This is a genomic window from Halorussus sp. AFM4 (assembly GCF_051194995.1).
GTDB lineage: Archaea > Halobacteriota > Halobacteria > Halobacteriales > Haladaptataceae > Halorussus.
Genome location: NZ_JBNTJT010000003.1, coordinates 286,810 through 309,568 on the forward strand (window position 1 = coordinate 286,810; position 22,759 = coordinate 309,568).

17 protein-coding genes and 1 CRISPR repeat array are annotated in these 22,759 nt (G+C 60.8%); of the genes, 11 read left to right on the plus strand and 6 right to left on the minus strand.

Going from position 1 to position 22,759, the window contains the following annotated elements; translation table 11 throughout:
- Positions 1-18 precede the first annotated feature (18 nt).
- The 4 genes from cas7b to ACQUQF_RS14525 all read left to right on the plus strand — a co-directional run bounded on the left by cas7b (position 19) and on the right by ACQUQF_RS14525 (position 8,574).
- Positions 19-1,068, plus strand: a complete 1,050-nt coding sequence (gene cas7b, locus ACQUQF_RS14510; RefSeq protein WP_435180399.1) for a type I-B CRISPR-associated protein Cas7/Csh2 — start codon at positions 19-21, stop codon at positions 1,066-1,068.
- A 9-nt stretch (positions 1,069-1,077) separates the two neighbouring features.
- Positions 1,078-1,929, plus strand: a complete 852-nt coding sequence (cas5b, locus tag ACQUQF_RS14515) for a type I-B CRISPR-associated protein Cas5b (protein ID WP_435179815.1) — start codon at positions 1,078-1,080, stop codon at positions 1,927-1,929.
- 3 nt (positions 1,930-1,932) lie between these two features.
- Positions 1,933-4,869 (plus strand): CRISPR-associated endonuclease Cas3'', encoded by a 2,937-nt coding sequence (locus ACQUQF_RS14520; protein WP_435179816.1) that lies wholly within the window; start codon positions 1,933-1,935, stop codon positions 4,867-4,869.
- A gap of 104 nt (positions 4,870-4,973) precedes the next feature.
- A CRISPR array of direct repeats spans positions 4,974-7,606; the repeat unit is 30 nt; unit sequence GTTCCAGACGTACCCTTGTGGGGTTGAAGC.
- A gap of 170 nt (positions 7,607-7,776) precedes the next feature.
- On the plus strand, positions 7,777-8,574 hold the full coding sequence (locus tag ACQUQF_RS14525) for a recombinase family protein (protein WP_435179817.1): 798 nt from the start codon (positions 7,777-7,779) through the stop codon (positions 8,572-8,574).
- Positions 8,575-8,886: 312 nt separating this feature from the next.
- Here the strand turns inward: ACQUQF_RS14525 and ACQUQF_RS14530 are convergent, their stop codons facing one another.
- On the minus strand, positions 8,887-10,947 hold the full coding sequence (locus tag ACQUQF_RS14530; RefSeq protein WP_435179818.1) for a hypothetical protein: 2,061 nt from the start codon (positions 10,945-10,947) through the stop codon (positions 8,887-8,889).
- A 164-nt stretch (positions 10,948-11,111) separates the two neighbouring features.
- Complete coding sequence (locus ACQUQF_RS14535) at positions 11,112-12,401, minus strand: DUF7405 family protein (protein WP_435179819.1); 1,290 nt, start codon at positions 12,399-12,401, stop codon at positions 11,112-11,114.
- A gap of 1,107 nt (positions 12,402-13,508) precedes the next feature.
- Between ACQUQF_RS14535 and ACQUQF_RS14540 the strand changes: the two genes are divergently transcribed.
- From ACQUQF_RS14540 to ACQUQF_RS14555, 4 genes are all read left to right on the plus strand, one after another.
- The gene (locus tag ACQUQF_RS14540) at positions 13,509-13,703 is read left to right on the plus strand and encodes a ribbon-helix-helix protein, CopG family (RefSeq protein WP_435179820.1); all 195 of its coding nucleotides are present in this window, start codon (positions 13,509-13,511) and stop codon (positions 13,701-13,703) included.
- A gap of 99 nt (positions 13,704-13,802) precedes the next feature.
- A complete protein-coding gene (locus ACQUQF_RS14545) occupies positions 13,803-14,183 on the plus strand; it encodes a hypothetical protein (protein ID WP_435179821.1) in 381 nt (126 codons plus the stop codon).
- 350 nt (positions 14,184-14,533) lie between these two features.
- Complete coding sequence (locus tag ACQUQF_RS14550; RefSeq protein ID WP_435179822.1) at positions 14,534-15,097, plus strand: hypothetical protein; 564 nt, start codon at positions 14,534-14,536, stop codon at positions 15,095-15,097.
- 228 nt (positions 15,098-15,325) lie between these two features.
- Entirely contained in the window at positions 15,326-17,374 is a 2,049-nt protein-coding gene (locus ACQUQF_RS14555) for a minichromosome maintenance protein MCM (RefSeq protein ID WP_435179823.1), read from the plus strand.
- A gap of 124 nt (positions 17,375-17,498) precedes the next feature.
- Here the strand turns inward: ACQUQF_RS14555 and msrA are convergent, their stop codons facing one another.
- Positions 17,499-18,062 carry a peptide-methionine (S)-S-oxide reductase MsrA gene (gene msrA / locus ACQUQF_RS14560; protein WP_435179824.1) on the minus strand — a complete coding sequence of 188 codons (564 nt, stop codon included), beginning with the start codon at positions 18,060-18,062 and terminating at the stop codon, positions 17,499-17,501.
- Between the two features lie 365 nt (positions 18,063-18,427).
- Positions 18,428-19,060 carry a rubrerythrin family protein gene (locus ACQUQF_RS14565; protein ID WP_435179825.1) on the minus strand — a complete coding sequence of 211 codons (633 nt, stop codon included), beginning with the start codon at positions 19,058-19,060 and terminating at the stop codon, positions 18,428-18,430.
- 118 nt (positions 19,061-19,178) lie between these two features.
- Between ACQUQF_RS14565 and ACQUQF_RS14570 the strand changes: the two genes are divergently transcribed.
- The gene (locus tag ACQUQF_RS14570) at positions 19,179-20,381 is read left to right on the plus strand and encodes an MBL fold metallo-hydrolase (protein ID WP_435179826.1); all 1,203 of its coding nucleotides are present in this window, start codon (positions 19,179-19,181) and stop codon (positions 20,379-20,381) included.
- 112 nt (positions 20,382-20,493) lie between these two features.
- On the opposite strand, the gene ACQUQF_RS14575 is transcribed toward ACQUQF_RS14570, so the two are convergent.
- A complete protein-coding gene (locus tag ACQUQF_RS14575) occupies positions 20,494-20,718 on the minus strand; it encodes a hypothetical protein (protein ID WP_435179827.1) in 225 nt (74 codons plus the stop codon).
- A gap of 128 nt (positions 20,719-20,846) precedes the next feature.
- Between ACQUQF_RS14575 and ACQUQF_RS14580 the strand changes: the two genes are divergently transcribed.
- Both ACQUQF_RS14580 and ACQUQF_RS14585 read left to right on the plus strand, forming a co-directional pair.
- Positions 20,847-21,440 (plus strand): flavin reductase family protein, encoded by a 594-nt coding sequence (locus tag ACQUQF_RS14580; protein ID WP_435179828.1) that lies wholly within the window; start codon positions 20,847-20,849, stop codon positions 21,438-21,440.
- 107 nt (positions 21,441-21,547) lie between these two features.
- Positions 21,548-22,327, plus strand: coding sequence for an aminoglycoside N(3)-acetyltransferase (locus ACQUQF_RS14585; protein WP_435180400.1), 780 nt, complete (start codon positions 21,548-21,550; stop codon positions 22,325-22,327).
- Between the two features lie 57 nt (positions 22,328-22,384).
- Here ACQUQF_RS14585 and ACQUQF_RS14590 read toward each other — a convergent pair whose 3' ends face one another.
- Entirely contained in the window at positions 22,385-22,723 is a 339-nt protein-coding gene (locus ACQUQF_RS14590; RefSeq protein ID WP_435179829.1) for a 2Fe-2S iron-sulfur cluster-binding protein, read from the minus strand.
- Positions 22,724-22,759 lie beyond the last annotated feature (36 nt).

Below are 22,759 nucleotides of genomic sequence, written 5' to 3' on the forward strand. Positions count from 1 at the left end.
GACACATCCACACGAGCAATGACTGACACCGTAGACAACCGCTCCGAGATTGTCTTCATCACCGACGCACAGGACTGCAACCCGAACGGCAACCCCCTCGACGAGAACCGGCCGCGAAGGGATCACATCACCGATCAGGCCGTAGTCACGGACGTTCGCCTCAAGCGGTACCTCCGCGATCAACTTGACGCCGATGGTCATGGCGTGTTTATCAAGAAGACCGGCGATGAGAGTCAGGTCCGGGCGCGACTTGCGCTCGACGTACTGGGCGACATCTCCGACGCCGAAGAAGTGGGCGAAATCGAGGACATCCGCGACAAGTTCCTCGACGCCGCGACTGACGTGCGGTACTTCGGCGCGACTCTGAGCTTCAACGCTGATACCGACAACGAACTCCTCGACGCCGTGGCTGATGCCTTCGACGGCGGCAACTACACAGGCCCGGTCCAGTTCTCACCTGCCCGGTCGCTCAACGCCGTCGAAGAGAACGAGGAGTCGAACACGCTGACCAGCGTCATCGCCACGCAGGACGACAAGTCGACCGGCGGGTTCGACCTCGACGACAACCGGTTGAAGTACGCCATCTTCCCCTTCCACGGCCTCGTGGACGAGAACGGCGCGACCGACACGAAGCTCACCCCGACCGATGTCGAGCGCCTCGACACGCTCTGCTGGCGCGCAATGAAGAACCAGACCATCTCTCGGAGTAAGGTCGGACAGGAGCCACGGCTCTACGTCCGAGTCGAATACGCCACCGACGGTTACCACGTCGGCGATCTCCACAACGGCCTCGAACTCGACCCTGAGCGGTCGAAATCCGACGCCGAACTCCGGAACGTCACCGACGTGACGCTCGACGTGACGAAGTTCGTGGACCGGCTCACAGCCGCCGGCGAGCACGTCGAGACCGTTCACATCGTCGGCAACGAGTACCTAGACGTGAGCTATGATGGCGAGCAGTACGGCACGGCTGCCGACCTCGCCGACCTCCTCGAAGACCACGGCATTCCGATAAATGAAATCGACGTGTATGCCGAGTTCGAGGAGACGCTTCCCACCGACCAGTGAGGGTCCGACGTGACTAACACGAACGCTGCCCCGACCGACCCGACGCCGAATCGGAACGAGACGCCGCCGGTGGTCGTGAACGGCCTGCCCGATTCGTGTCTGGTCTGCACGGTCAGCGGCGACTGGGCGCACTTCCGTCGCATCGACCGGACGGTCACGAAGCAGACGTATCGCTTGCCACCTCGGACGACAGTCGCCGGACTACTCGCCGCCATCGTGGGCGTCGACCGCGACGAGTACTACGAGGTGTTTGATCCGGCAGTGTCTGCAGTAGGTGTCGAGGTCGTCGGCGAACTTCGCACGACAACACAGCCGAGTCTCGGTGTCGGGACAAATCCCGACGAGACGTTCGACTCTGTGGGTAAGACTCGAGGCAAGGGAATCTCCGTAAGCTTTCCCGACACCACCGATAACCGCCAGATTCACAGCTACGAGTACGTCGTAGACCCGGCTTATCGACTTTACGTCGGCGTCGAGGACGCGGACTTCCACGCCGCGCTCAAACATCACCTCGAATGCGGCACGTCGTACTATCCACCCTCGCTGGGGCTGTCGGAACTGCTCGCTCGCGTCGAGACGCCAGACGCCGGGGTCGAACACGAGGTAACTCCGGTTTCGGCCGACGATTCTCCAGTTACGGTCGATTCGGCGATTCCGGAGGCCGTAGAGACGGTCGTTCCACGTGCGGGAACACCTCACCACGTCGAGCGACTCCCAGCCGCCATGGAAGCTGACGGGCGCAATCGCCGGACGACCGAGTTCGTCGACTACGCCTTCACTGCCGACGACGACCCACTGGAGAGCACCGGCGACGGACTTGCACTCGGCGAGGTCGGGGGACGGACGGTGGCGTTCTACTGACCGATGACTGCCCGCGACCTCCCCGACGAAATCATTTCCCGACCGGGAGACGAGGACGGAATCTCAGCGAACAAGGACGGTGAACTGCTGGTAGACCACGCCCAGCAAGTTGCTGATCGAACGGCGTGGCTCGGCCGGTTTGAGAGCGACTTGGGCGGACGAGGGTCGAAAACAAGAGATACAGCGAAATCCGAAAGAAATGAAAATACGCCCGAGAGAAGCACAGAACTCTCCGAGGGTGTGGTCGCTCGTTGTCTCGGGTGGCTCCACGACTTCGGCAAGGTCGCCCCGACGTTCCAATTGTACGTTCGTCCGGAGCGTTCCGACCCGGAGCCCCGACAGTACACCTACCACGCGCGACTCGGTGCGTTTGTAGCGTACTACGCCCTCGCCGAACTAGGAGCGCCCGAACGCGACCGACTCGCAGCGTGGGGGGCGATTCTGCGCCATCACGGCCGCCTCCCTGACTTCGCGGACGCGACGATTCGCACTGTACGAGACGAACAGGAGGACGACAGACCGACTAACTGGGCCGAAGTCCAGGTCAAGCACGTCCAGTCGCACGACCCTAGCCGCGAAGTCGCGGCTACGTTGTTGGACGAAGCGACCGGTGGAGTCGGTACATGGGAGGGATTCGTTGAGGCCTTCGAGAGTGGTGCACTGTTCGATGATCTTCTCGAAGCCGTCACGGAGGGTCGTTCGCAGACGAGAGCAGCCGACGAAGCGCTTCCGGACGGGCTCTACGACCGGATGACGCGACTTTGGAGCTGTCTAACGTTCGCCGACAAGACCGCCGCGGGCGGTCTGGGAGACTGCGACCTCAAAGCGGAGACGTTGGAACTAGACGGACTGGACGAGTACGTCGAAACCCTCCAAGCAGAGTCCGGTACCGGTGAAGTTGCTATCGACGCGGCCGACTTCGACCCGACGGACGAAGCGTCACTGAACGTTCTACGTGAGACGGCCCGGCAGCGTGTCCGCGCGAACGCGCCACAGTTGGTCGACGCCGAGGTCGGGACGCTCACGCTTGCGACCGGACTCGGGAAGACATTCACCGGCATCACCGCCGCGTTCGAACTCCGCGACGCTCTCGCCGAACGACGGGGGCGCGAGTCGGAACCGACAGTTGTGTACGCGCTCCCGTACACTTCGATTATCGAACAGACGCGCGATGTTTTTGAGGATGAGGACATCTTCGACGCCGACCCACAGACGAACGAGTTCACCGTCCATCACTACCTCGCGGAGACGGTCACATACACCGATGGCGAGGCGGACCCGGCGACCGGGGAGGCCGAGACGGACGCGCGACCGTCGAACGCCGAACTCCTCGGCGAAAGCTGGCGGTCCGGCGTCGTCCTAACGACGTTCGTCCAGTTGTTCGAGAGCCTCGCAGGGCCGACGAACGCGCAGGGGCTGAAGCTACCTGCACTTCGAGACGCGATCATCATCCTCGACGAACCTCAGGCGCTTCCAATACGCTGGTGGGACGCGATACGCCGACTTACGCGGCTACTGCTAGACGAGTACGACACCCGCATTATCTCGATGACCGCGACCCAGCCGACGCTGTTCACCGAGGGGGAGTTCGACGCTCAGTCACTGTTGACGCCTCTGGAGGGCGAGGTCGAAGCGGAACTGCGAGCGGCGGAGACCGAGTCCGAATCCCACTCTTCCTTCGAGCGCTGGTCCTCCGAAGCCGTGGCACGAGTGCGCTACGACGTCCACGCGTCCGTTTTGGCGGCCGCACCGGCGAGTGGGGGGACGCCGATTTCCCACGAGGCGGCCGCGTCGGAAATCGCCAGCGCGACGCGTGCCACCACCGACGGACGCTCGGTGCTCGCGGTCTGCAACACTATCGGTAGCTCGCGAGAGCTGACCGAGTGTCTCGAAACCGAGTTCCGCGCGAACGGCCATTCTGTAACGCACGTCGGAGCAGTCTACGAGGACGTCCTTGAAGAGTTAGACACCGACTTGGACGAACTCCCCAGTCACGAAAACCTCACCTCACGGACACTCCGGGCACTCGGTTTCGAGTACGACGGAGCGAGCGACGAATGGTATTCGACCGACGACTGCTCGGATCGACGGTACGTCGCGACGTTTAACTCCCGGTACCGGCCACTCGACAGACGTGTCCTAATTCGCGTCGCCGACGTACTCTCGACGGCGGGGGTTCCGTTCGCGCTCGTCGCGACGCAGGCCATCGAGGCCGGAGTAGACGTCAGCTTTGCCAGAGCGTACCGGGACGTCGCACCGCTGGACAGTGTCGTGCAGACCGCTGGCCGGTGTAATCGGTCGTTCGAGTGGGGCCCGGAGAGCGGCGAGGTAACCGTCTGGACGCTCGCAGCCGTCGAAGACGACAAGGAGGACGATGGGAAGCCACCGTCGAAGTACGTCTACGACGGAAGCCTCCTCAGCACTACCGCAGAGATACTTCTCGACCTTTGTAACGGTGAAGCCGGGGAACTCTCCAGCGTAACGTTGGAACGGGAGGCAGTACCGCGCTACTTCGAGGGCATCGAAAACCGGTCGAGGCCGAATGAGGAGCTGGTCGAGATGATAGACGAGTGTCGGGCAGAGGAACTGGGTCGGCAGTCGCTCATCGACGAGAGTTACGAGACCGTTGACCTCCTCGTGGCAGTCACCGAGACGGACCGCAGACGCATCGAGGAGCTCGGGGATGCTTTCGAGCGCCACGCGAGCGAGGGGTTCGACCACTTATCGGACCTCGCCGACCTCCGCGTGTCGATTCCGGTCAGCGACCTCGAAGATTTCTTGCCGACGCACGTCCGGGCTGACCGTTCTGGGCGGATGGACAACGCCGGCGTTGACGTGTTCGTCCACCGTGGTAACGAGGGCTACGGCGCCTACAAGCTCGATGGCGGTGGATTCGTCTCGGACGACGGTAGTGGCCCGTCGAGTCGGTTCACGGTGTGACCGCTTCCGTCGACCCCCGGGGTGCTGGGGGTGAACCGGGGGTCGACGGAAATCTTGATGGGGGTTCGGCCACGAGCGGACGTATGGCCGGGGGATCCGGCATGGTTCCAGACGTACCCTTGTGGGGTTGAAGCGCTCCGGTCCGAGTTAGTCATCGGCGCCGCCCTCGTTCCAGACGTACCCTTGTGGGGTTGAAGCTGTTAGCGAACATGGGCGTGCCGGGCTGGATAATCGGTTCCAGACGTACCCTTGTGGGGTTGAAGCTTATCGCGGACGTTGTCTCCACTCATGCGCGTCCCGTTCCAGACGTACCCTTGTGGGGTTGAAGCAGTAGATGCCGCCCTTCTTGCGGGTGTATTCCCAGGTTCCAGACGTACCCTTGTGGGGTTGAAGCACACAAGAACCGCAACGGCGCTCGGATTTACCGCTAGTTCCAGACGTACCCTTGTGGGGTTGAAGCTGCCAGTTCCCGTCCACCGTTACGCGGACGTCGCGGTTCCAGACGTACCCTTGTGGGGTTGAAGCTGCTGTAAGGACTGTAACGAGTATTTCGAGACTGAGTTCCAGACGTACCCTTGTGGGGTTGAAGCATCCGGCTGTCCGGCGGTGCGACGGCGCAGGCGCGTTCCAGACGTACCCTTGTGGGGTTGAAGCGGGGGTATAAGGTCGCGTATGCGACTATCCCGGACGTTCCAGACGTACCCTTGTGGGGTTGAAGCGACTTCGGGTGGATCATCGGCCGTGTCATGGCGTTGTTCCAGACGTACCCTTGTGGGGTTGAAGCTTCACTTGGTCGCCGCGGTCGGCGAGCCCCTGCGTGTTCCAGACGTACCCTTGTGGGGTTGAAGCGCTGCAAACCAGACCGTCCAGCGCGTCACGCTCGTTCCAGACGTACCCTTGTGGGGTTGAAGCGCGCCAAACGGCGGCGGGGCGCCGGACGCGCTCATGGTTCCAGACGTACCCTTGTGGGGTTGAAGCAGGTCACGTTCAACGGCCAGTACGACACGACGGTGTTCCAGACGTACCCTTGTGGGGTTGAAGCACTCGATCACCGGCTGCTCGCTCACCGGGTCGTGGTTCCAGACGTACCCTTGTGGGGTTGAAGCAGTCTCGGACGGCCGCTCGACGAGGAGAGCCGCGGTTCCAGACGTACCCTTGTGGGGTTGAAGCACGCGGTGGTCCGACGTGCGAACCGATGCGCCCGGTTCCAGACGTACCCTTGTGGGGTTGAAGCGGGCCGGACGCTGATCTCTCCCAGGACCGGCTCGACGTTCCAGACGTACCCTTGTGGGGTTGAAGCACGACGTACAACGACGTCCTGCATGGCGCGGTACGCGGTTCCAGACGTACCCTTGTGGGGTTGAAGCGAAGTCTGGTCCGACTCAAGTGGCGGCTTCCTCCCGTTCCAGACGTACCCTTGTGGGGTTGAAGCGACAACCACCAACTCCAGAAGGACAGCGGTGGCGTTCCAGACGTACCCTTGTGGGGTTGAAGCGGCGTGTTCGCGTCCCGGTCGACCGAACGTATCCAAGTTCCAGACGTACCCTTGTGGGGTTGAAGCAACGTCTCGCGAACGTACGGGAGCGCAACGACCAGTTCCAGACGTACCCTTGTGGGGTTGAAGCACGACGTCCGGCCCCGTCTCGTCGACGATCACGGCGGTTCCAGACGTACCCTTGTGGGGTTGAAGCCTCGTCCGACTGAAGGCCGGCCGTGACATGCACACGTTCCAGACGTACCCTTGTGGGGTTGAAGCACCTCGCCCACCAACTCCTCGGCCAGCCCGTTCCACCGTTCCAGACGTACCCTTGTGGGGTTGAAGCGGCCGTCGGCGCCGGCTGGTGGCGCTTCAACGTGGCGTTCCAGACGTACCCTTGTGGGGTTGAAGCGCTCCCATCAGCCGCATGATGAACACCACGAGTGAGAGTTCCAGACGTACCCTTGTGGGGTTGAAGCAGCAAGATGGACGCGCTCGGCGACCAGCTCGTCGAGTTCCAGACGTACCCTTGTGGGGTTGAAGCGGCAGATGTGGTTCGTGATGCCGGTCGTATCGACGGTTCCAGACGTACCCTTGTGGGGTTGAAGCGATCGAGCGAGGCCGACCAATACCGGCCGTCGTGTTCCAGACGTACCCTTGTGGGGTTGAAGCATCAGGCCGAAGCCGACGCCGAGGCTCATCAGCCAGTTCCAGACGTACCCTTGTGGGGTTGAAGCGACTCGACCCGCGAAGTGACGATGGGGCTCGAACGCGTTCCAGACGTACCCTTGTGGGGTTGAAGCCTGTCCCTGCCCTACAAAACGCGGTTCAACGACCCTGTTCCAGACGTACCCTTGTGGGGTTGAAGCGAGGTCGACCGCTACAACCCGGAGGCGAACCTCGGTTCCAGACGTACCCTTGTGGGGTTGAAGCTCCTCGTAGAGGTCTTCCTCGGTTCGGGCGTCAGCCGTTCCAGACGTACCCTTGTGGGGTTGAAGCGCGGATGCGTCGGTGGAAATTACACAGAACGTCGAGTTCCAGACGTACCCTTGTGGGGTTGAAGTATCAACGCCGCCAGCGTATCACTCCGCGTCCCCACCGTTCCAGACGTACCCTTGTGGGGTTGAAGCACGCTGCTTGGCGGGGTGGAGGATTATTCGATGGCGGTTCCAGACGTACCCTTGTAGGGTTGAAGCAAGCTCCCCTGGCCGGAGCTCGTCACCTTTCGGTGTTACAGACGTACCCTTGTGGGGTTGAAGCGAACAAACCGAGCAGTTCCTAATCGCGCTCGCCCCGGTTACAGACGTACTCTCGGGGGGCGGAATCAGACGTAGAAGTCATCTGAAGACCTGTCGGGAAGCTATACCTATTCGCCACCCTGTTGAAAACCCCGGTGGGTTTAAGTCAAAGCCTCATGGACGAGAAGGTAGATGAAGGCCGCTATCTACGCCCGGGTCTCGACCGCCGACCAAGATCTTGACCGCCAACTCCACGAGGCACGCGACCATCTTGACGCCAACTACCCTGAAGTGGAGACTATCGACGACTACGCCGATATTGTCTCCGGTGCCAAGGAGAACGGTGGCGACGAATACCAGCGGCTCTGGGACGCCATCAGAGCCGAGAAGTACGACGTGGTGGTGGTCCACGAAATCAGCCGCCTCTCGCGTCTTGGGCCGACCGAGATCCACGAGTTCATCCAGCACTGCCTTGAGCACAAGACTGGCATCGAGAGTCTCGACGTTGGCCTCTCAATCCGAGTTGACGACCCCGACCTCCAGCAGACTATCTATACCATGATCGCGAATATTATGGGCGATTTGGCGAAAATCGAACACCAGCAGAAACTGGAACGGATTAACTCTGGAATTCGGTCGGCCCAACGCGCCGGGAAGTGGACTGGGCGGGCGCCGCGAGGCTTCTACGTCGGCGATGACAAACGCCTCCACGTTGATCCCGAGGAATTTCTTGACATCCGTCATGCACTTGAGCGCATCGCCAATGGCGAGAGTAAGCGCCAGGTAGCGGCCGACTCTGGCATCCCACGGTCGACCCTCACAGACCTCTACGACAATCAGCGCGGCCTCTATATGGACGGTGAGGCTGACGATGACCGAAAGGACGCGGCCCTCAATGAACTCCGTCCACTACCCAAATTCGACGCTGATGACGAGGACAACCTTGACAAGCGAATCCGAGCAATTGTCCAAGACGAATTGACGAATTAACTACTGGCATTTTGACTTTTCACTCCGGTAATAAACGCAGGCGACACGGGGTAGACTGGCTTTAACGAAACCCCCATCTGCTGACAGATTTGAACGACTGTGAGCAATATAGAGCGTAATGTTTATCGTTAATCCCCCTACACGAGAACCAACCTACTCGCGCAGAATTCCGTGCGAGAGCTCCCTACCCCCTAATATAGTCGTAATTCTTGTTGATAAACAAAGATTGAAACTCATACATAAAATAACTACTTTGGAAGGTCTATCTCCTAAAGAAAGCAGTAACGCAAAAATAAAAAGGGACTGTAGTAACTACTGGTCGCTCTCCGTCGTTGTCGTCTCAGCAGGCGCCTCCGTTGTCGTCTCAGCAGGCGCCTCCGTTGTCGTCTCAGCAGGCGGCGCCGCCTGCATTTCGGCATCTTCGAGTGTTTTGACGTTGAGTTCCGCCTGATTGATAAACGGAACTGTCCCAGAGATGTAAGGCACCGTCTCCGTATGGGCCGCACGAACGACCCAAACGACGACGTTCTGCCCAAACACGTTCTCGCCGTTGATGTACTGGGCGGGATGCCAGAAGTTCTTCTCCCGAGTCTGATTTTTAATCCGTGGGGCGACACCCATCTCGTCTGCGTGGTGGCGCAGAATGTACACTTCGTCGTGTTCCTTTAGCGGGAAGTCGATCGCGTTCTTGCCACCTGGTTCTTTGACCCGGAGGATGTTATTCACCCCCGCGATGCGCTGAGCCTCCTCACGCTGTTCACGCCACTGGCTTCCGTCGAACCAGAAAACCTCGGACTGGGACTGTCCGCCAGGAGTCACGTCGAACGCGAACATCGAAGCGTAGGCTGGCCACCCGTGCCCGGTCTCGTATCCCGGTCCATTCCGTTGATAGGTCGGGATGAGAACGCCGTCCTCGAAGAACTGCCAGTCGACGATGTAATTGTACGGGCCGTATCGGAGTCCAGAGTGGAACTCCCGAACGAACGTTGCCCCCGTATGGTAATGTGAGCGAAGTTTGAAGCCCGGCGGCCTGTCATCGGGGGCCCAGTGTTCGTCAAGTGGCGGTAGATCCATCTTCCCCAGCACCCCCGGTCCAGTGAGACCCAGGTTGTCGTGGAACATCACGTTTCCGTGCGGATCGCCGACGCGGGCGCGAGGACTCGTGAAGAACTCGGTGCTGTACTTGCCCCCGTGCGGCGGGTACGAAGTCAACGAGACTGAACACGCAGCACGGTCGAGCACCTTCGTCCCGTCGTACGATGCACTGAAAATCATCCCGTCGGTTGAGGAGTCCTTCCAGTCGACGGTCCATCCGTTTTGCTTGACCGGGCGCGGCGTATCCACCTTCACCTTTGGGCTGTAGTGACCGTGACCTCGGAACAGCCATGGACTTTCCGACGGCTGGACGTCGTCCATCTCGCTGGCCGGCGGGAGGTCCTCGTTGACTGAGACCTGATTGGCGACTTTTGGGAGCGGCTCTTTGACGCGTCCAGTCGGCTTCACGCCATACTTGTTCTCTTGTACGTTCTCGGCGTCCCACGGATAGACAGCCTGCGCGTAGACCAGTTCCCCTGGCTGGGGATTGTCGGGCCAGTTTTTAACCTCAATTCCGGTATCTACGAGCAGGTAATCGTTACCTCGCGGGAGGATGAAGACTGGATACGTAATTTCTCCCTTCTTATACCGTGGTGAGTACGTCGATATGCTTGTCACCTTCCCAATTCCGACGTACCAGTTCTTTCCCTCGATTAGTCTTCTAACGGGCTCCTTCTGCGCCGTCGCCTCAAGAATGCGCTGTTCAGCCTCCCCGTATTTTCGAGTATACTCGTAGGAGAAAGGTTCACCGATGGTGAGTCCAGTTAGTTCGTCGGCGTCCTTGCTTATTCTTGCCCGTATTTCCCGATTGTTGATCGTTCTGACTGGATGCTGTCCATTTCTCAGGCCCTGCATTCCCCCGTTTGTGACTTCGAAGTTCTCCGATCCGTTAAACCCGACTGTATCGTAGCCAACCCAGTCGTCGAAGCCTTCGAAGGATCCGTAGAAATTCCGGATGATTTTGTTGACTTCCGGATGAGATAGCGCGACCGAGATCGCGCGTCGCTTGCGGTGTCCATGCATCATCTCGTACGCTGCATCGTCGACATCGCGCGGCGTCGGTTCCGGCGGGAAGTCCGTTACTGGAGCGTCTTGTTGGTCGTTCTGTTTAACTTGATCCTCAACCTCTACCGATGCACCGTCCCACGCCGTTCCTTGGCCCATTAGTGCACCAAGTCCGACAGCCCCTCCACTGGTCTGCAGGAGTTTTCGACGTGTCGTTCGAATTTTGTCTATTGGGAGTTTCTCCGCAATAGACGATTCGTTATCGTTTGTCATCTTCCTCCCCCCCCAAAATCTGTAACGACCTCCTTGTTAATAGCTGTCATGGACATGTTCAGCCCACTCATATTTCATTAATGTCTGTATTTAATCGGAGGGAACTAGTGAATTTGTATTAGTATAGTTATTAAATCCTATTATAGTATGATGCTGAGAATGAATCAAGAAGAATCATGGGGACGCGCTGGCGGCAATGCTCGGAGTCGACGTGGCGGAATGAGAAAGTTACCACGTCGCTCGACAGTAATGAAATCCAAAATTCCGTTACCTACCTGCTGGTCAAGTTCCGTTTCTGCGGCAAGGGTAGTTCCATTCATGTGACGTCGGGTGTATCGGAAGTCACCGATTCCTCGTTGGAGCGAAACGAAATGAACGCCCGCTTGATTTTCGTCCGTCGTATCAAAATCCCGTCGGAGAATTAGCGGTGAATCATCCGCCGTACGTGCTCGGGCCGTTTTCTGTGCGTGTCCAACCTGCCCGTACTTCTTCGCATGTTTCTCCGTTTGGGTAATTATCTCTTCTGTCATTTTACTAGAATCACTCAGTTTCTCACCAACTTTACCGACTAGTTCCTTCTCGGCGTGGATCGGGCTAAACATAAGGGCAACGCGCTTGTCGTGCTTGGCGTCATACCAATCTTCGAGTTCCAACCGGAGTTTCGAGATATGCTGCGTTGTTCCCTCTGCAAACGCGCCTTGCTGGATAGTAACTAAGTCCTCGCTAGCCTGGTTCTGCTGGAAATTGGATTTGAACCCAGTAAACAAGGGAGCATCCTTTGGAACTGGATTCGACTCGGGTATTCCCTCGACGTCCTGATTTTTTGCTGGAAGTCCCGCGCCCACAAATCCGGTTCGACGATCCACCTTTTCGAACATACCGTCAAGGGTTTCATCCATCGTCACTCCGTTGAGCGAGTCAAGTTCGCCAAATAACGCCTGCTCTGCTGTCAAAACAACCTGCGGATGGTCGCTTGCCAGGTGAATCACGGTATCTTGCTTGTCGAATTTTGGGTTATCAACCGGTGAGAGTCGAGTTGGGTCGGGCAGATCTACTCTCGAAGGAAGATACAGTGCCTCGAACCGGTCGAAGTATGCAGGTGAATAACCGATGGTGAATAGTAGTCCGTTATTGCTCCACTTGTATGCACGCTCCAGCGATTGTAATGCCGTTTCCAATTTTCTACGATCGGAGGATGATGGTATGTTATTCTTATAGGTCATGTACAAGAGAATATGGTGGCGTGGGAGTACGTAGTTTCCATGTTCGTCTTGAGAGAGAACTCCGTTCCACGCGTGCTGCCGAGCTGGTAACTCCTGAGGTTCAGACGTCCCTCTCGGAATATCCCCTCCGTGTTCGTAAAGTCGACTGGTCTTGAGTGCCTCAAAGCCACCGACGGCGACTAACTGTTTCATGAACTCCCGCCGGGGCAGTCCGTTAGGACTGAGAACCATGTCTCACTAGCCACCATGATGTAGTATGTGGTTTGTGCTCACATACCGCGGCAAAACAGTTCGAATAAGTACCTTTTTGCTTGGTCCACATCCCTATACTGAAATGAACAAGACAGAATATTTAGAACTAAATTCCCCGTATAAGTCTGCTCTGCTCGATTGTGGAAAACCTTACTACATTATTTGTTAAGTTCGATATTTTATCGGACGGCATTCCAACTTCAGCGATAAGAAATAATAGAGAATATCCGGAGTCATGTACTCAATCTGGACCACAAATTGCTCACACCATCTCCTGTAAATGCAGGTTAGCAGAAAGCCTATGGAGAAGCCGTGACAGACCGTTGATTGAGATAGCCCTCTGCGAGTGTCCTAGTTTACCATGGCGCTGTCCCGTCCCGGGCTGACATCCCGTACCACTGCTACCAAATTGGCTTCGGCCCTCCTAGTGTGATATGCCCCCCTATTAAGCTGAACATTAACAAAGTTTGCAGTGTCATGATGGGAGTGGCCGCCATGGTCACTTCGTACTCCGCCTGAACGATGACAGCCACGGGACGGGACCCCGTCCACAGTCTACTACAGTGCAGTTCCCCGGCCCGGCATCTCCGTCCGCAAAATACCGCCACTCGCTACGTTACTATTGCCGTTCCTCGATTGAGCGAGTAGCCGAATTTCATCACAGTTGTCGAGCGGCGACTGGAATACGTCAGCCAAATTGAAGCACGGTCACGGCATCCGTCGTTTCCTGCCATTCCACGGGCCATCGATTGGCGACCGCTCCTACTTCGGTGGACTCTACGAACCACGTGTTGGCAACCGTGTATTGGCAATCTGCCGATGATTGATGCGGTGACCGCCTGGCTGACTATGGTTCAGTGTTGACCCAGTATGTCGAGGTGTCGGTCGTGCCATCAAAATACGTCAAATCCTATTCTTATTGGTAATGGTGCAGAATTTAGTGGTTAACTGACTTCCTGGCCAAGGTGATCGTAGGGACCTCCAGCTTGACAGCCGCCAATTAATTGGTCCAATTATCGCCAGACGGCGACCGATTTTCGGCACTTCGACCAATAGTTAAGTCATCGGTCCACGAAATGTATTCACGTGTCTAAGACAAAATCGTGTCGGCTCCCGGAGTCAACTGCGGCACTGCTTGAACAGGCCGCCGAAGAACGAGGCCGACTCCAATCTGAGCTCATACGCACCGCAATTCGGTACTACATCATAAACAACCCGGACGACAATCCCGTGTTTGCACAGCAAGCCTCAGACGGACGGAGGCGACGACCGAAACGATGACCGGGCGAGGGGACGTGGCGATTCATCCCCGAAATCAATCGCCTACGGTACTGTCTTAAGATCACCCCGGTTACAGGGGGCCTTTGCGGTCTGTGACCCATGGACGCAGAAACCACACCCATGACAAACGATACAAATTCGACGAAACTGACCGTCTTACACTGGCTGAACAATCAAATCACCCCAGTACAGGCACTCTATCGTCTACTGACCGACGAGTGGGATATCCCCCGTGAACTCGTCAATGAGGCGCTCGGCCACGAAGACGGCCGCCTGACCCTCTTAGACGCCATGAAAACCGAGGCGGAGCCCCTCCCTACCCCACTCAACCAAGCGACTGCGTCAACCTACTACTGTGAGGAACACAATTTCAGTACTGAAAACCCGCAGTCGTGGGCGGCTCATCATACGCATGCCGACCACAGGGACGAAGACAGATCTAATGACGAGAACGAGGGCCTCGGTGCCCTTTTCGAGTAGAGCAGATGATCGGGGTCCCGAAATTAGCGGGCGGTCAAACACACCGTGCGACTGGCCCACAAGGAATGGAAGCAGTCAGTATACACCGATCTAACGACCCTCAAATTCGCCCGTGGCGCGAAGGTGGTGAAACGGATGGCCGGTAGCGTGTGCGCCGAGTTCAGTTGCCCTTCGTGTACCAATGATACCCTCTCACACGCCAATGGCGACAAAATGTTCGAGTGTATGCGGTGTGGGTGTCAAACACACGAGAAAATCGTCCAAAATGCCGACCACCTCGAAGAGTTAGCAGCCAGTGAACTTCCGGTGGCTCGAATCGCGGCGCTCCTCTTAAAGGGGAAGGAGTCGGAGTGACAGGTAGTAATCCAGATAAGTCGAAGAATTCGACGGAAACCCTTGTCGAAGACCGGCTCAAAGCCTTCGATCGTCGATTAGACGCACATTCCAAGAGATTCGATTATTTAAAGGATAAACTCAAAGACGAACGTGATCGACATCGCGAACTCGCGACTGAACTCAAGGCTACGAAAAAACACCTCCAAGAATTGGAAGATGAGATCGGCCAGTTGGACTCACGGACGGACATCCTTACGCTCGTCCAAAATTCTGACGAGATGGACGGTGAACAACGGTCGACAGCAATTATCCAGCACCTCCACCGGGCGGCTCAGAAGCAACATGACCGGGGTGGGCCCGCGAAGTCGTCCGTAAATCGAGACGAGGCCGAGGCAGCGCTGCAGTATCCGGACGTGGATCGGACGACCATCTACCGAGACATGGAACGTGCAGTGCGTCTCGTCGGTGATGAACGCGTTCTTTGGTACGATGGGGCGTCGGGCGGGGAGAGTCGATTGAAATTGAGCCTCGAAAGCGAGGACTTGCCGAAGAAGTTCACGGCGAGGGAGTCGCTGTGAAGCTCTCACAACACCTAGGAGGTGGGAAGCCCCCGCCAACCCGGGTGAATCTTGAGAGAAACATTTGAGGAATGAAACTCTGAACGGTACAGGGTTTCTGTAAATAACAGAGGGATAGATAATAGTACGTCTGCAATCCGCTCGCACCGCTCGCACCGGGACGGAATTAACACCCGCCCCAGGTGTTGTGACGCCATCACAGATTCAAACCGCATCAACACCAGAATCATGACAGGAGCCGAAGACGCCGAACTTGTACACCGGCTGGACCAGTTCCTCCGTAGATACTACGCCGAGGCTATCGCACAACTCGCTGAACGATACCCGAGCGAACAACGTTCGCTATATATCGACTATGAAGACATCTTTCAGTACGACCCCGAGATCGCCGACGACGTCCTCCAAGCGCCTGAGGCGATACGGGAGTACTTTGAGGAGGCCCTCCGCCTCTACGACCTACCTATCGATATAGAGCTTGAGGATGCCCATGTACGGATTTACAACCTCCCCCAGACAATCGAGGTGAATGAGGTCAGCCGTCACGACAACATCGGCGCTCTTCTCGACGTCAGAGGGCAGGTCCAAAAAGTTTCGAAAGTTAGACCACGACTTGAAGAAGGGGTTTTTGAGTGCCAACGCTGTGGAGCTCCCACCACCGTCCCGCAGTCTGGCGATAAACGTCAAGATCCGTACGAGTGTGAGGGCTGTGAGCGTCAGGGCCCATTCAGCCTTCGTACACGACAGAGCAAATGGACGGATCACCAGTTCGCTCGTCTCCAGCAACCACCGGAGCGAACCCGAAGCGGTGAGGGACAGACCGTCGACGTCCACCTCGAAGACGATCTCACAGAGGCGTTTAACGCCGGAGACCGCATAACCTTGACTGGGCTTCTCGATATCGAAGACCCCCGACAGGAGCAGTCTCGAGACTACAATACCAGCCTATCAGCTCGTGCTGTCGTTTGTGAGGAGAGCGACTACGAGGACATCAACGTCGAAGATCACTTGGACGATATCCACGCCATCGCGACTGGCAAGCGGGGTGACCCGTACGACCTCCTCGTCGACTCGGTGAATCCGAAGCACGAGGGCGACGAGAAGGTCAAGCTCGCAATCGCCCTCCAACTCTTCGGCGGATGGGCCCACGAGTATCCCGACGGCAATCGCGACCGCGGTGACTGGCATGTTCTACTCTTGGGCGATCCTGGTTGTGGCAAGTCCACCTTCCTCCGTTGGGTGGACAAGATCGCCCCGCGTTCCACGTACGCCTCTGGAAAGGGGGCGTCCGCGGCTGGCATGACTGCGGCGGCGGTCTCAGACGATTTCGGAGACGCTGAGTGGGGGCTCGAAGCTGGCGCGCTCGTGTTGGCCGACGGTGGCGTCGCGTGTGTCGATGAAATCGATAAGATGCAGGACGACGCGGTCTCGTCTATGCACGACGCCCTGGAGAGCCAACAGGTCCACATCAACAAGGCGGGCATCAACACGACCCTGAACGCACGCACGGCGCTCCTCGCGGCGGGGAATCCAAAGCACGGCCGGTTCGACCCCCACCAGCCGAAGGCCGAGCAAATCGACATGGGCCCGACGCTTCTCACCCGTTTCGACCTCATGTTCATGGTCTCAGACGCCCCGGACGCCGAGCGAGATCGGGACGTTGTCAATCACATGATCGAGTCGCGGCAGGCCGCAGCGAAGCATACTCAAGGTGAAGAACTGACCGAAAGCGAAGAGAAGGCCGTCGAACCCCGCATTCCACCCGACACGCTACGTGCCTACATCGCTCATGCGAAGGAGTCGTGTCATCCAATTTTGAAGGACGAGACGGTGAAAGAGAAACTCAACAATTATTTCGTTAACTTCCGGCAGGCTACATCGGACAAAAATGGAGATAATCCAGTTCCACTAACATACCGGAAAGTAGAAGCTATCCAACGAATCGCAGAAGCGTCGGCTCGTGTTCGCTTGTCTGAGACCATCGACAGCGAGGACGTGAAACGAGCTATCGACCTCGTGGAGGCGTCGATGAGGCAAGTTGGCTACGATCCCGAGAATGGCCAATTCGACGTAGATCTCATCGAAGCAGAGGCCTCTAAGAGCCAGCGAGACCGCCGCAAGGAAATCGTGCAGACTATTCAGGAGCTCGAGGGGGCTGTACTCTCAGATCTCGAGGACGCCATTGATGCGTCTCAGGAGAAATTGAAGCATGATGTGGAGGTGTTAAAAAACGAAGGACGGATTTACGACGGTAGTAATGGCGAACTCCGTAGGATTTAGATAAACACAAATCAAACGTTGTAGAATGAAACCGGTAATCGACCCGGTATAACGGTTACTCTAAATTCTATCAGGGTAGAATGCTTTGAATCCAAGTCGCTAAACACCGCTACTGTGCTTCTTTCTAAGCTTTGACTTTGTCTTTGAATTTCTCTCGGACCTTCTCCACCTTCGGTTCCACCTGCATCTGACAATATCTCTGATTAGTATTTCCTTGGCCCGCTTTTACCTTCTCGTAGTAGTCCTGGTGGTACTCATCGGCCTCGTAGAACTCCTCGAAGGGCTCGACCTCGGTGACGATCTCGTTCTCGTCGTAGGCGCCCTCGGCCTCGAGTTCGTCGATGAACCGCTCGACGGCCTCGCGCTGCTCGTCGTCGTGGTAGAACACGGCCGACCGGTACTGGGTGCCGACGTCGGGTCCCTGGCGGTTGAGCTGGGTCGGGTCGTGGACCGTGAAGAACACCTGGAGGACGTCCTCGTAGCTCAGCGCGTCGGGGTCGTACTCGACCCGCACGACCTCGGCGTGGCCGGTCTCGCCCGAGCAGACCTCCTCGTAGGTCGGGTCCTCGACGTGGCCGCCGGCGTAGCCCGACGTCACCTCGCGCACGCCGTCGAGCTCCTTGAACGCGGCCTCGGTGCACCAGAAGCAGCCGCCGGCGAGCGTGGCGGTCTCGGTATCTCGAGTCATGTGCTGGCGTAGGCGCCCCAGATGGTTAGGCTTGCGGGAAGCGGCCAGGAATCGGGGTTGGTGTTGATGGAGTGATAGACGCGATCGTAATCAGCCGGGAGACGGAGAAGACGTCCCAGAAAGCCCGGCCCCTTTCGTCCACCCGAACAGATAGTCGCGTCACCGAGCGTGTGCCTCGCACCTCCCCACCCTCCTGCGCTTCTCGGTCGTCGCTCCGCTCCTCCTGCGATGCTCGTCCCTCGCGCGGTTTGGCGCGACACGAGGTCGCGCCGTGGGAGCAAATCTCCCACGAGCCTGCGCTCGCTTCGCTCGCGCAGACGCCGGCACGCGCCGACGTTCGTCGATGAACTTCCGACACCGGTCCGTCAGCAGATCGGCTTCGGATCGAGCCCCATTCCTTCCAGGGTCTCGGCGTAGTCGTCGTACGCGATTTGGACGACTTCCGCGGCGGTCTCGCGGGCACGCTCCCAGTCCGCGTCGCCCTCGCAGTGTGCCGCGAGCAGGTCCGTCCCGGTCGAGACGCCCTCCCGGGTGTCCTCGCGCAGTTCCCGGAAGAGGTCGGCCCGGCGCTCGTCGGCCTCGTTGACGAAGAAGTTCACGACCTGGAGCTGGGTCCGGTCGGTGGCGAGCGATCGGCCGACCAGCCCCGCCGCGCGCTCCACAGTACCGTCGAGCCCCCGGAGGTGCTCGTGGAGCGGGTTCGCCGCGTCGTCGGGGGCGAACTCGCCGTCGAGTTCGGCGACCACGCGCTCGTAGTGGTCGGCCTCCCGGTCGGCCAGCGCGGCGAAGGCCTCGGCGGCGTCCGAATCGGCCTCGCTGTCGGCCCACTGCCGGAACGTCTCGCGAGCGATGTGTTCGCTCTGGGCCGCGGCCCGGAGGACCGCCTCGGCGTCGAGGTCGGCGTCGGTCAGCGCGACCAGCGCCTGCTGGGAGCCCAGGCGGTCGAGTTCGGTCGCCTTCGCGGCCTCTACCTCGTCCGGAAAGGCGTCGGCGTCCATGCCCGTCGGTACGCCGCGAGCGCGTTTGAAGGTTTGCGGGCGGTCGACGACCGACGCCGTCGGTCGTCCCCGCGCGACTCGCCACACCGTTTTCTCTGCCGAGCGCGTAGGTCGACGCATGACCAACGGGACCGACGGAGAGGACGGGAGCGACGACACGCCGTCGATATCGCCCGAGGAGCTTCACGACCGCGTCCGGCGCGGCGAGCGAGTCCGCCTGCTCGACGTGCGCAACCGCGACGAGTTCGAGGCGTGGCGGATCACGGGCGCGGGCGTCGAGGCGACCCAGGTCCCGTACGCCCAGTTCACCGCCGCGAAGGCCCGCGGCGACCTGTCGGAGTTCGTCGCCGACCTCGGCGTCGACCCAGACGAACCGGTGGTCGCGGTCTGCCCGCGCGGGGAGGCCAGCGCCACCGTCGCCGACTTCCTCCGCGACGAGGGGATAGAGGCCCAGAACCTCGCCGGCGGGATGCGGGGCTGGGCGCGGGTGTACGCCGCGACCGGACTCCCGGCCGCGGCCGTCCCGGGCGACGCGACGGTCGTCCAGTACGACCGGCCCGCCACCGGCTGCCTCTCGTATCTGGTCGTCTCGGGCGACGAGGCCGCGGTCGTCGACCCCCTGCGGGCGTTCACCGACCGGTACGTCGCCGACGCGGAGGAGCGAGGCGCGACCCTCCGGTACGCCGTCGACACGCACGTCCACGCCGACCACCTCTCGGGGGTCCGGCGACTCGCCGACCAGACGGGCGCCGAGGCGGTGATGCCCGCGGGCGCGACCGACCGCGGGCTGGCGTTCGATGCCGGACTCCTGGACGACGGCGAGGAGCTCCGGGTCGGCGACGTCGCGCTGACCGCGCTCCACGCGCCGGGCCACACCACCGAGCTGACCGCGCTCCGGCTCGGCGACCTGCTGTTCTCGGGCGACGCGCTGTTCGTCGACAGCTTCGGTCGGCCGGACCTGGAGCGCGGCGACGGGGGCGCCCGCGACCTCGCCGCCACGCTCTACGACACCCTCCGGGACCGGCTGCTCGCGCTCTCCGACGACACGCTGGTCGCGCCCGGCCACCGGACGCCCGACGCCGAGCCGAACCCCGACGAGGGCGGCGCCTACGCCGCCAGGATCGGCGCCATCAGGGAGCGACTCCGGATTCCCGACGACCGGGAAGCGTTCGTCGATCGGGTGCTCGGCTCGCTGCCGCCCCGGCCCGCCAACTTCGAGGACATCGTGCCGGCGAACCTCGGCCGGGAGTCGCCCGACGACGAGACGGCGTTCGAGATGGAGCTCGGGCCGAACAATTGCGCGGTGGCCGCGGACGACTGAGCGAAAAGAGCGGCGGAATCGGGGCGGCAGCGAGCAGCGACGGGACGGCGAGGCGGCGGAACGGCGGAACGGCGCCGCGGCCGCGAGGCGGCGGAACGACGCTGCGGCGGCGTTACGAGGCGTCTGACTCCTCGCCCTGGTCGACGTGTCTGCCCTGGGTCCGGTCGTGGTCGCCCTCCTCGTCGTCGGGCAGGGTGGCGGCGTCCGACTGGTCGGTCTGCTCGGGGTCCATCTCCTCGTCGACCCGCTCCAGCTCCTCCTCGGTCTCCCTGTTTCGCTCGCGTTCCATCTGGCGCCGGCGTTCGCGGTCGTTCTCCTCGGTCTCCTCGTCTGCCATGGTCTGACGTTGCCCCCGGACGCCCTTTGACCTGGTGGCCCTCCGTCGATTCCGCTCGACTCGGGCGGGCCGGCGTTCCGCTCACCGGAAGCGCAAGGTCTTCCTCCCGGCGGGGAGTGTCGACTGGTATGGAACTCGACCCCGACGAGGTGTCGTCGATGTACCGGACCCTCGCGGGCGCGGTCGTCCCCCGGCCCATCGCGTGGGTCAGCACGACCAGTCCCGACGGCGTCGACAACCTCGCGCCCTACAGCTTCTTCAACGTGGCCGCGGTCGACCCGCCGATACTGATGTTCGCGCCGGTGGACGACGACGGGTCGCCCGAGGGGCTGAAGGACACGCCCCGCAACGTCCGGCGGACCGAGGAGTACGTCGTCAACGTCGTCACCGAACCGGTCGCCGAGGCGATGAACGAGACCGCCGCGACCCTGCCGCCGGGCGAGAGCGAGTTCGACCGGGCCGGCGTCACGCGCGCCGAGTCGCGGGTGGTGGCCCCGCCGCGGGTGGCCGAGTCGCCGGTCGCCTTCGAGTGCTCGCTCCGCGAGCTGGTCGACCTCGGCGGGTCGACGATGGTGCTCGGCGAGGTCGAGTGGGCCGACCTCGACGACGAGGTGACCACCGACGGGAAGCTCGACGTCGAGAAGCTCGACGCCGTCGGGCGGCTGTCGGGGAGCCTCTACGCCGCGACCGACGACCGGTTCTCGATGGAGCGGCCGCCGTGAGCGACGGCGAAGCGCGGCCGGAGAGCGACGCGTCCGGCCGCGACGAGGACGGGCGCGAGGCGGGGACCGCCACCGAGGCCGACGCCGTCGAGCGCGTCGACGACCCGCTGACGGTCGAGCGCATCGCCGACGACCTCCGGGACCTCGGCGTCGAGGCCGGCGACACGCTGCTGGTCCACTCGTCGCTGTCGGCGCTCGGGTGGGTCGCGGTCGGCCCGTCGGCGGTCGTCGACGCGCTGCTGGCGGTCGTCACGCCCGGCGGGACACTCGTGATGCCGACCCACTCCACGCAGTACTCCGACCCCACGGGCTGGCGCAACCCGCCGGTGCCCGACGACTGGGTCGGCCGCATCCGGGCCGAGCGCCCGCCGTACCGCCCGGCGGTGACGCCGACCCGCGGGATGGGCGCGATCCCCGAGTGCTTCCGGTCGTACCCCGACGCGGTGCGGAGCCGCCACCCGACCTACTCGTTCGCGGCGCTGGGTGCGGACGCCGAGTCCGTCGTCGGGGACCACGCGTACGACCACGGCCTCGGCGAGGGGTCGCCGCTCGCCAGGGTGTACGACCGCGACGGGACCGTCCTCATGCTCGGGACCGGCCACGACACCAACACCTCGTTCCACCTGGCCGAGCACCGCGCCGACCGCGAGGGGACCGTCTCGACCCACGAGGCGCCGGTGGTGGGTCCCGACGGCGACCGGAAGACCGTCACCTACGAGCAGTTAGACTACGACAGCAGTGACTTCGCGGACGTCGGCCGTGACTTCGAGGCGGACCGTCCGGACGCGGTTACGGAGGGAACGGTGGGGACGGCGGCGTCGACACTCGTCTCGCAGCGCGACCTGGTCGACTACGGCGCGGCCTGGTTCGAGGAGAATCGGGAGTAGCGGGGGCCGAGGGCGGTCCCCTGCTCGGGCGCCGCGGCCGCGTCCCCGGTCGGAGTCTCAGTCGTCGGCGGCCGCGGCCTCGTTCTCCGACTCCATCGCGCCGGCGTCGTCCTCGATGCTCGGCGGGTACTCCCCGCGGTCGAGCACGAGGTCGCTCTGCGGGCGGGCCATGCAGGTCAGCGCGTACTCCTCGGCCTCCTCGTCGGTGAGGCCGCGGGCCGCCGGCTGGGTCACCTCGCCCTCGACGATCTCGGCCGAGCAGGCCAGGCACATCCCGACGCGGCAGGAGTACTCCTGGGCGACGCCCTCCTCGATGCACCTGCTCAGGATGGTCTCCGTGTCCGAGACCGCGATGGTCTCGCCCGTGCCGACGAACTCGACGGTGTACTCGGTCATACCTCGGGGCTACGAAACTCCGGCACTTTACTCTTT

What these genes read in the sequence shown, in the direction of transcription:
- ACQUQF_RS14590 (WP_435179829.1), bottom strand. Translation starts at nt 22,723, where the DNA reads ATGACCGAGTACACCGTCGAGTTCGTCGGCACGGGCGAGACCATCGCG.
- cas7b (WP_435180399.1), top strand. Translation starts at nt 19, where the DNA reads ATGACTGACACCGTAGACAACCGCTCCGAGATTGTCTTCATCACCGAC.
- ACQUQF_RS14530 (WP_435179818.1), bottom strand. Translation starts at nt 10,947, where the DNA reads ATGACAAACGATAACGAATCGTCTATTGCGGAGAAACTCCCAATAGAC.
- ACQUQF_RS14520 (WP_435179816.1), top strand. Translation starts at nt 1,933, where the DNA reads ATGACTGCCCGCGACCTCCCCGACGAAATCATTTCCCGACCGGGAGAC.
- ACQUQF_RS14555 (WP_435179823.1), top strand. Translation starts at nt 15,326, where the DNA reads ATGACAGGAGCCGAAGACGCCGAACTTGTACACCGGCTGGACCAGTTC.
- ACQUQF_RS14545 (WP_435179821.1), top strand. Translation starts at nt 13,803, where the DNA reads ATGGACGCAGAAACCACACCCATGACAAACGATACAAATTCGACGAAA.
- ACQUQF_RS14535 (WP_435179819.1), bottom strand. Translation starts at nt 12,401, where the DNA reads ATGGTTCTCAGTCCTAACGGACTGCCCCGGCGGGAGTTCATGAAACAG.
- ACQUQF_RS14565 (WP_435179825.1), bottom strand. Translation starts at nt 19,060, where the DNA reads ATGGACGCCGACGCCTTTCCGGACGAGGTAGAGGCCGCGAAGGCGACC.
- ACQUQF_RS14570 (WP_435179826.1), top strand. Translation starts at nt 19,179, where the DNA reads ATGACCAACGGGACCGACGGAGAGGACGGGAGCGACGACACGCCGTCG.
- ACQUQF_RS14580 (WP_435179828.1), top strand. Translation starts at nt 20,847, where the DNA reads ATGGAACTCGACCCCGACGAGGTGTCGTCGATGTACCGGACCCTCGCG.
- ACQUQF_RS14525 (WP_435179817.1), top strand. Translation starts at nt 7,777, where the DNA reads ATGAAGGCCGCTATCTACGCCCGGGTCTCGACCGCCGACCAAGATCTT.
- ACQUQF_RS14575 (WP_435179827.1), bottom strand. Translation starts at nt 20,718, where the DNA reads ATGGCAGACGAGGAGACCGAGGAGAACGACCGCGAACGCCGGCGCCAG.
- msrA (WP_435179824.1), bottom strand. Translation starts at nt 18,062, where the DNA reads ATGACTCGAGATACCGAGACCGCCACGCTCGCCGGCGGCTGCTTCTGG.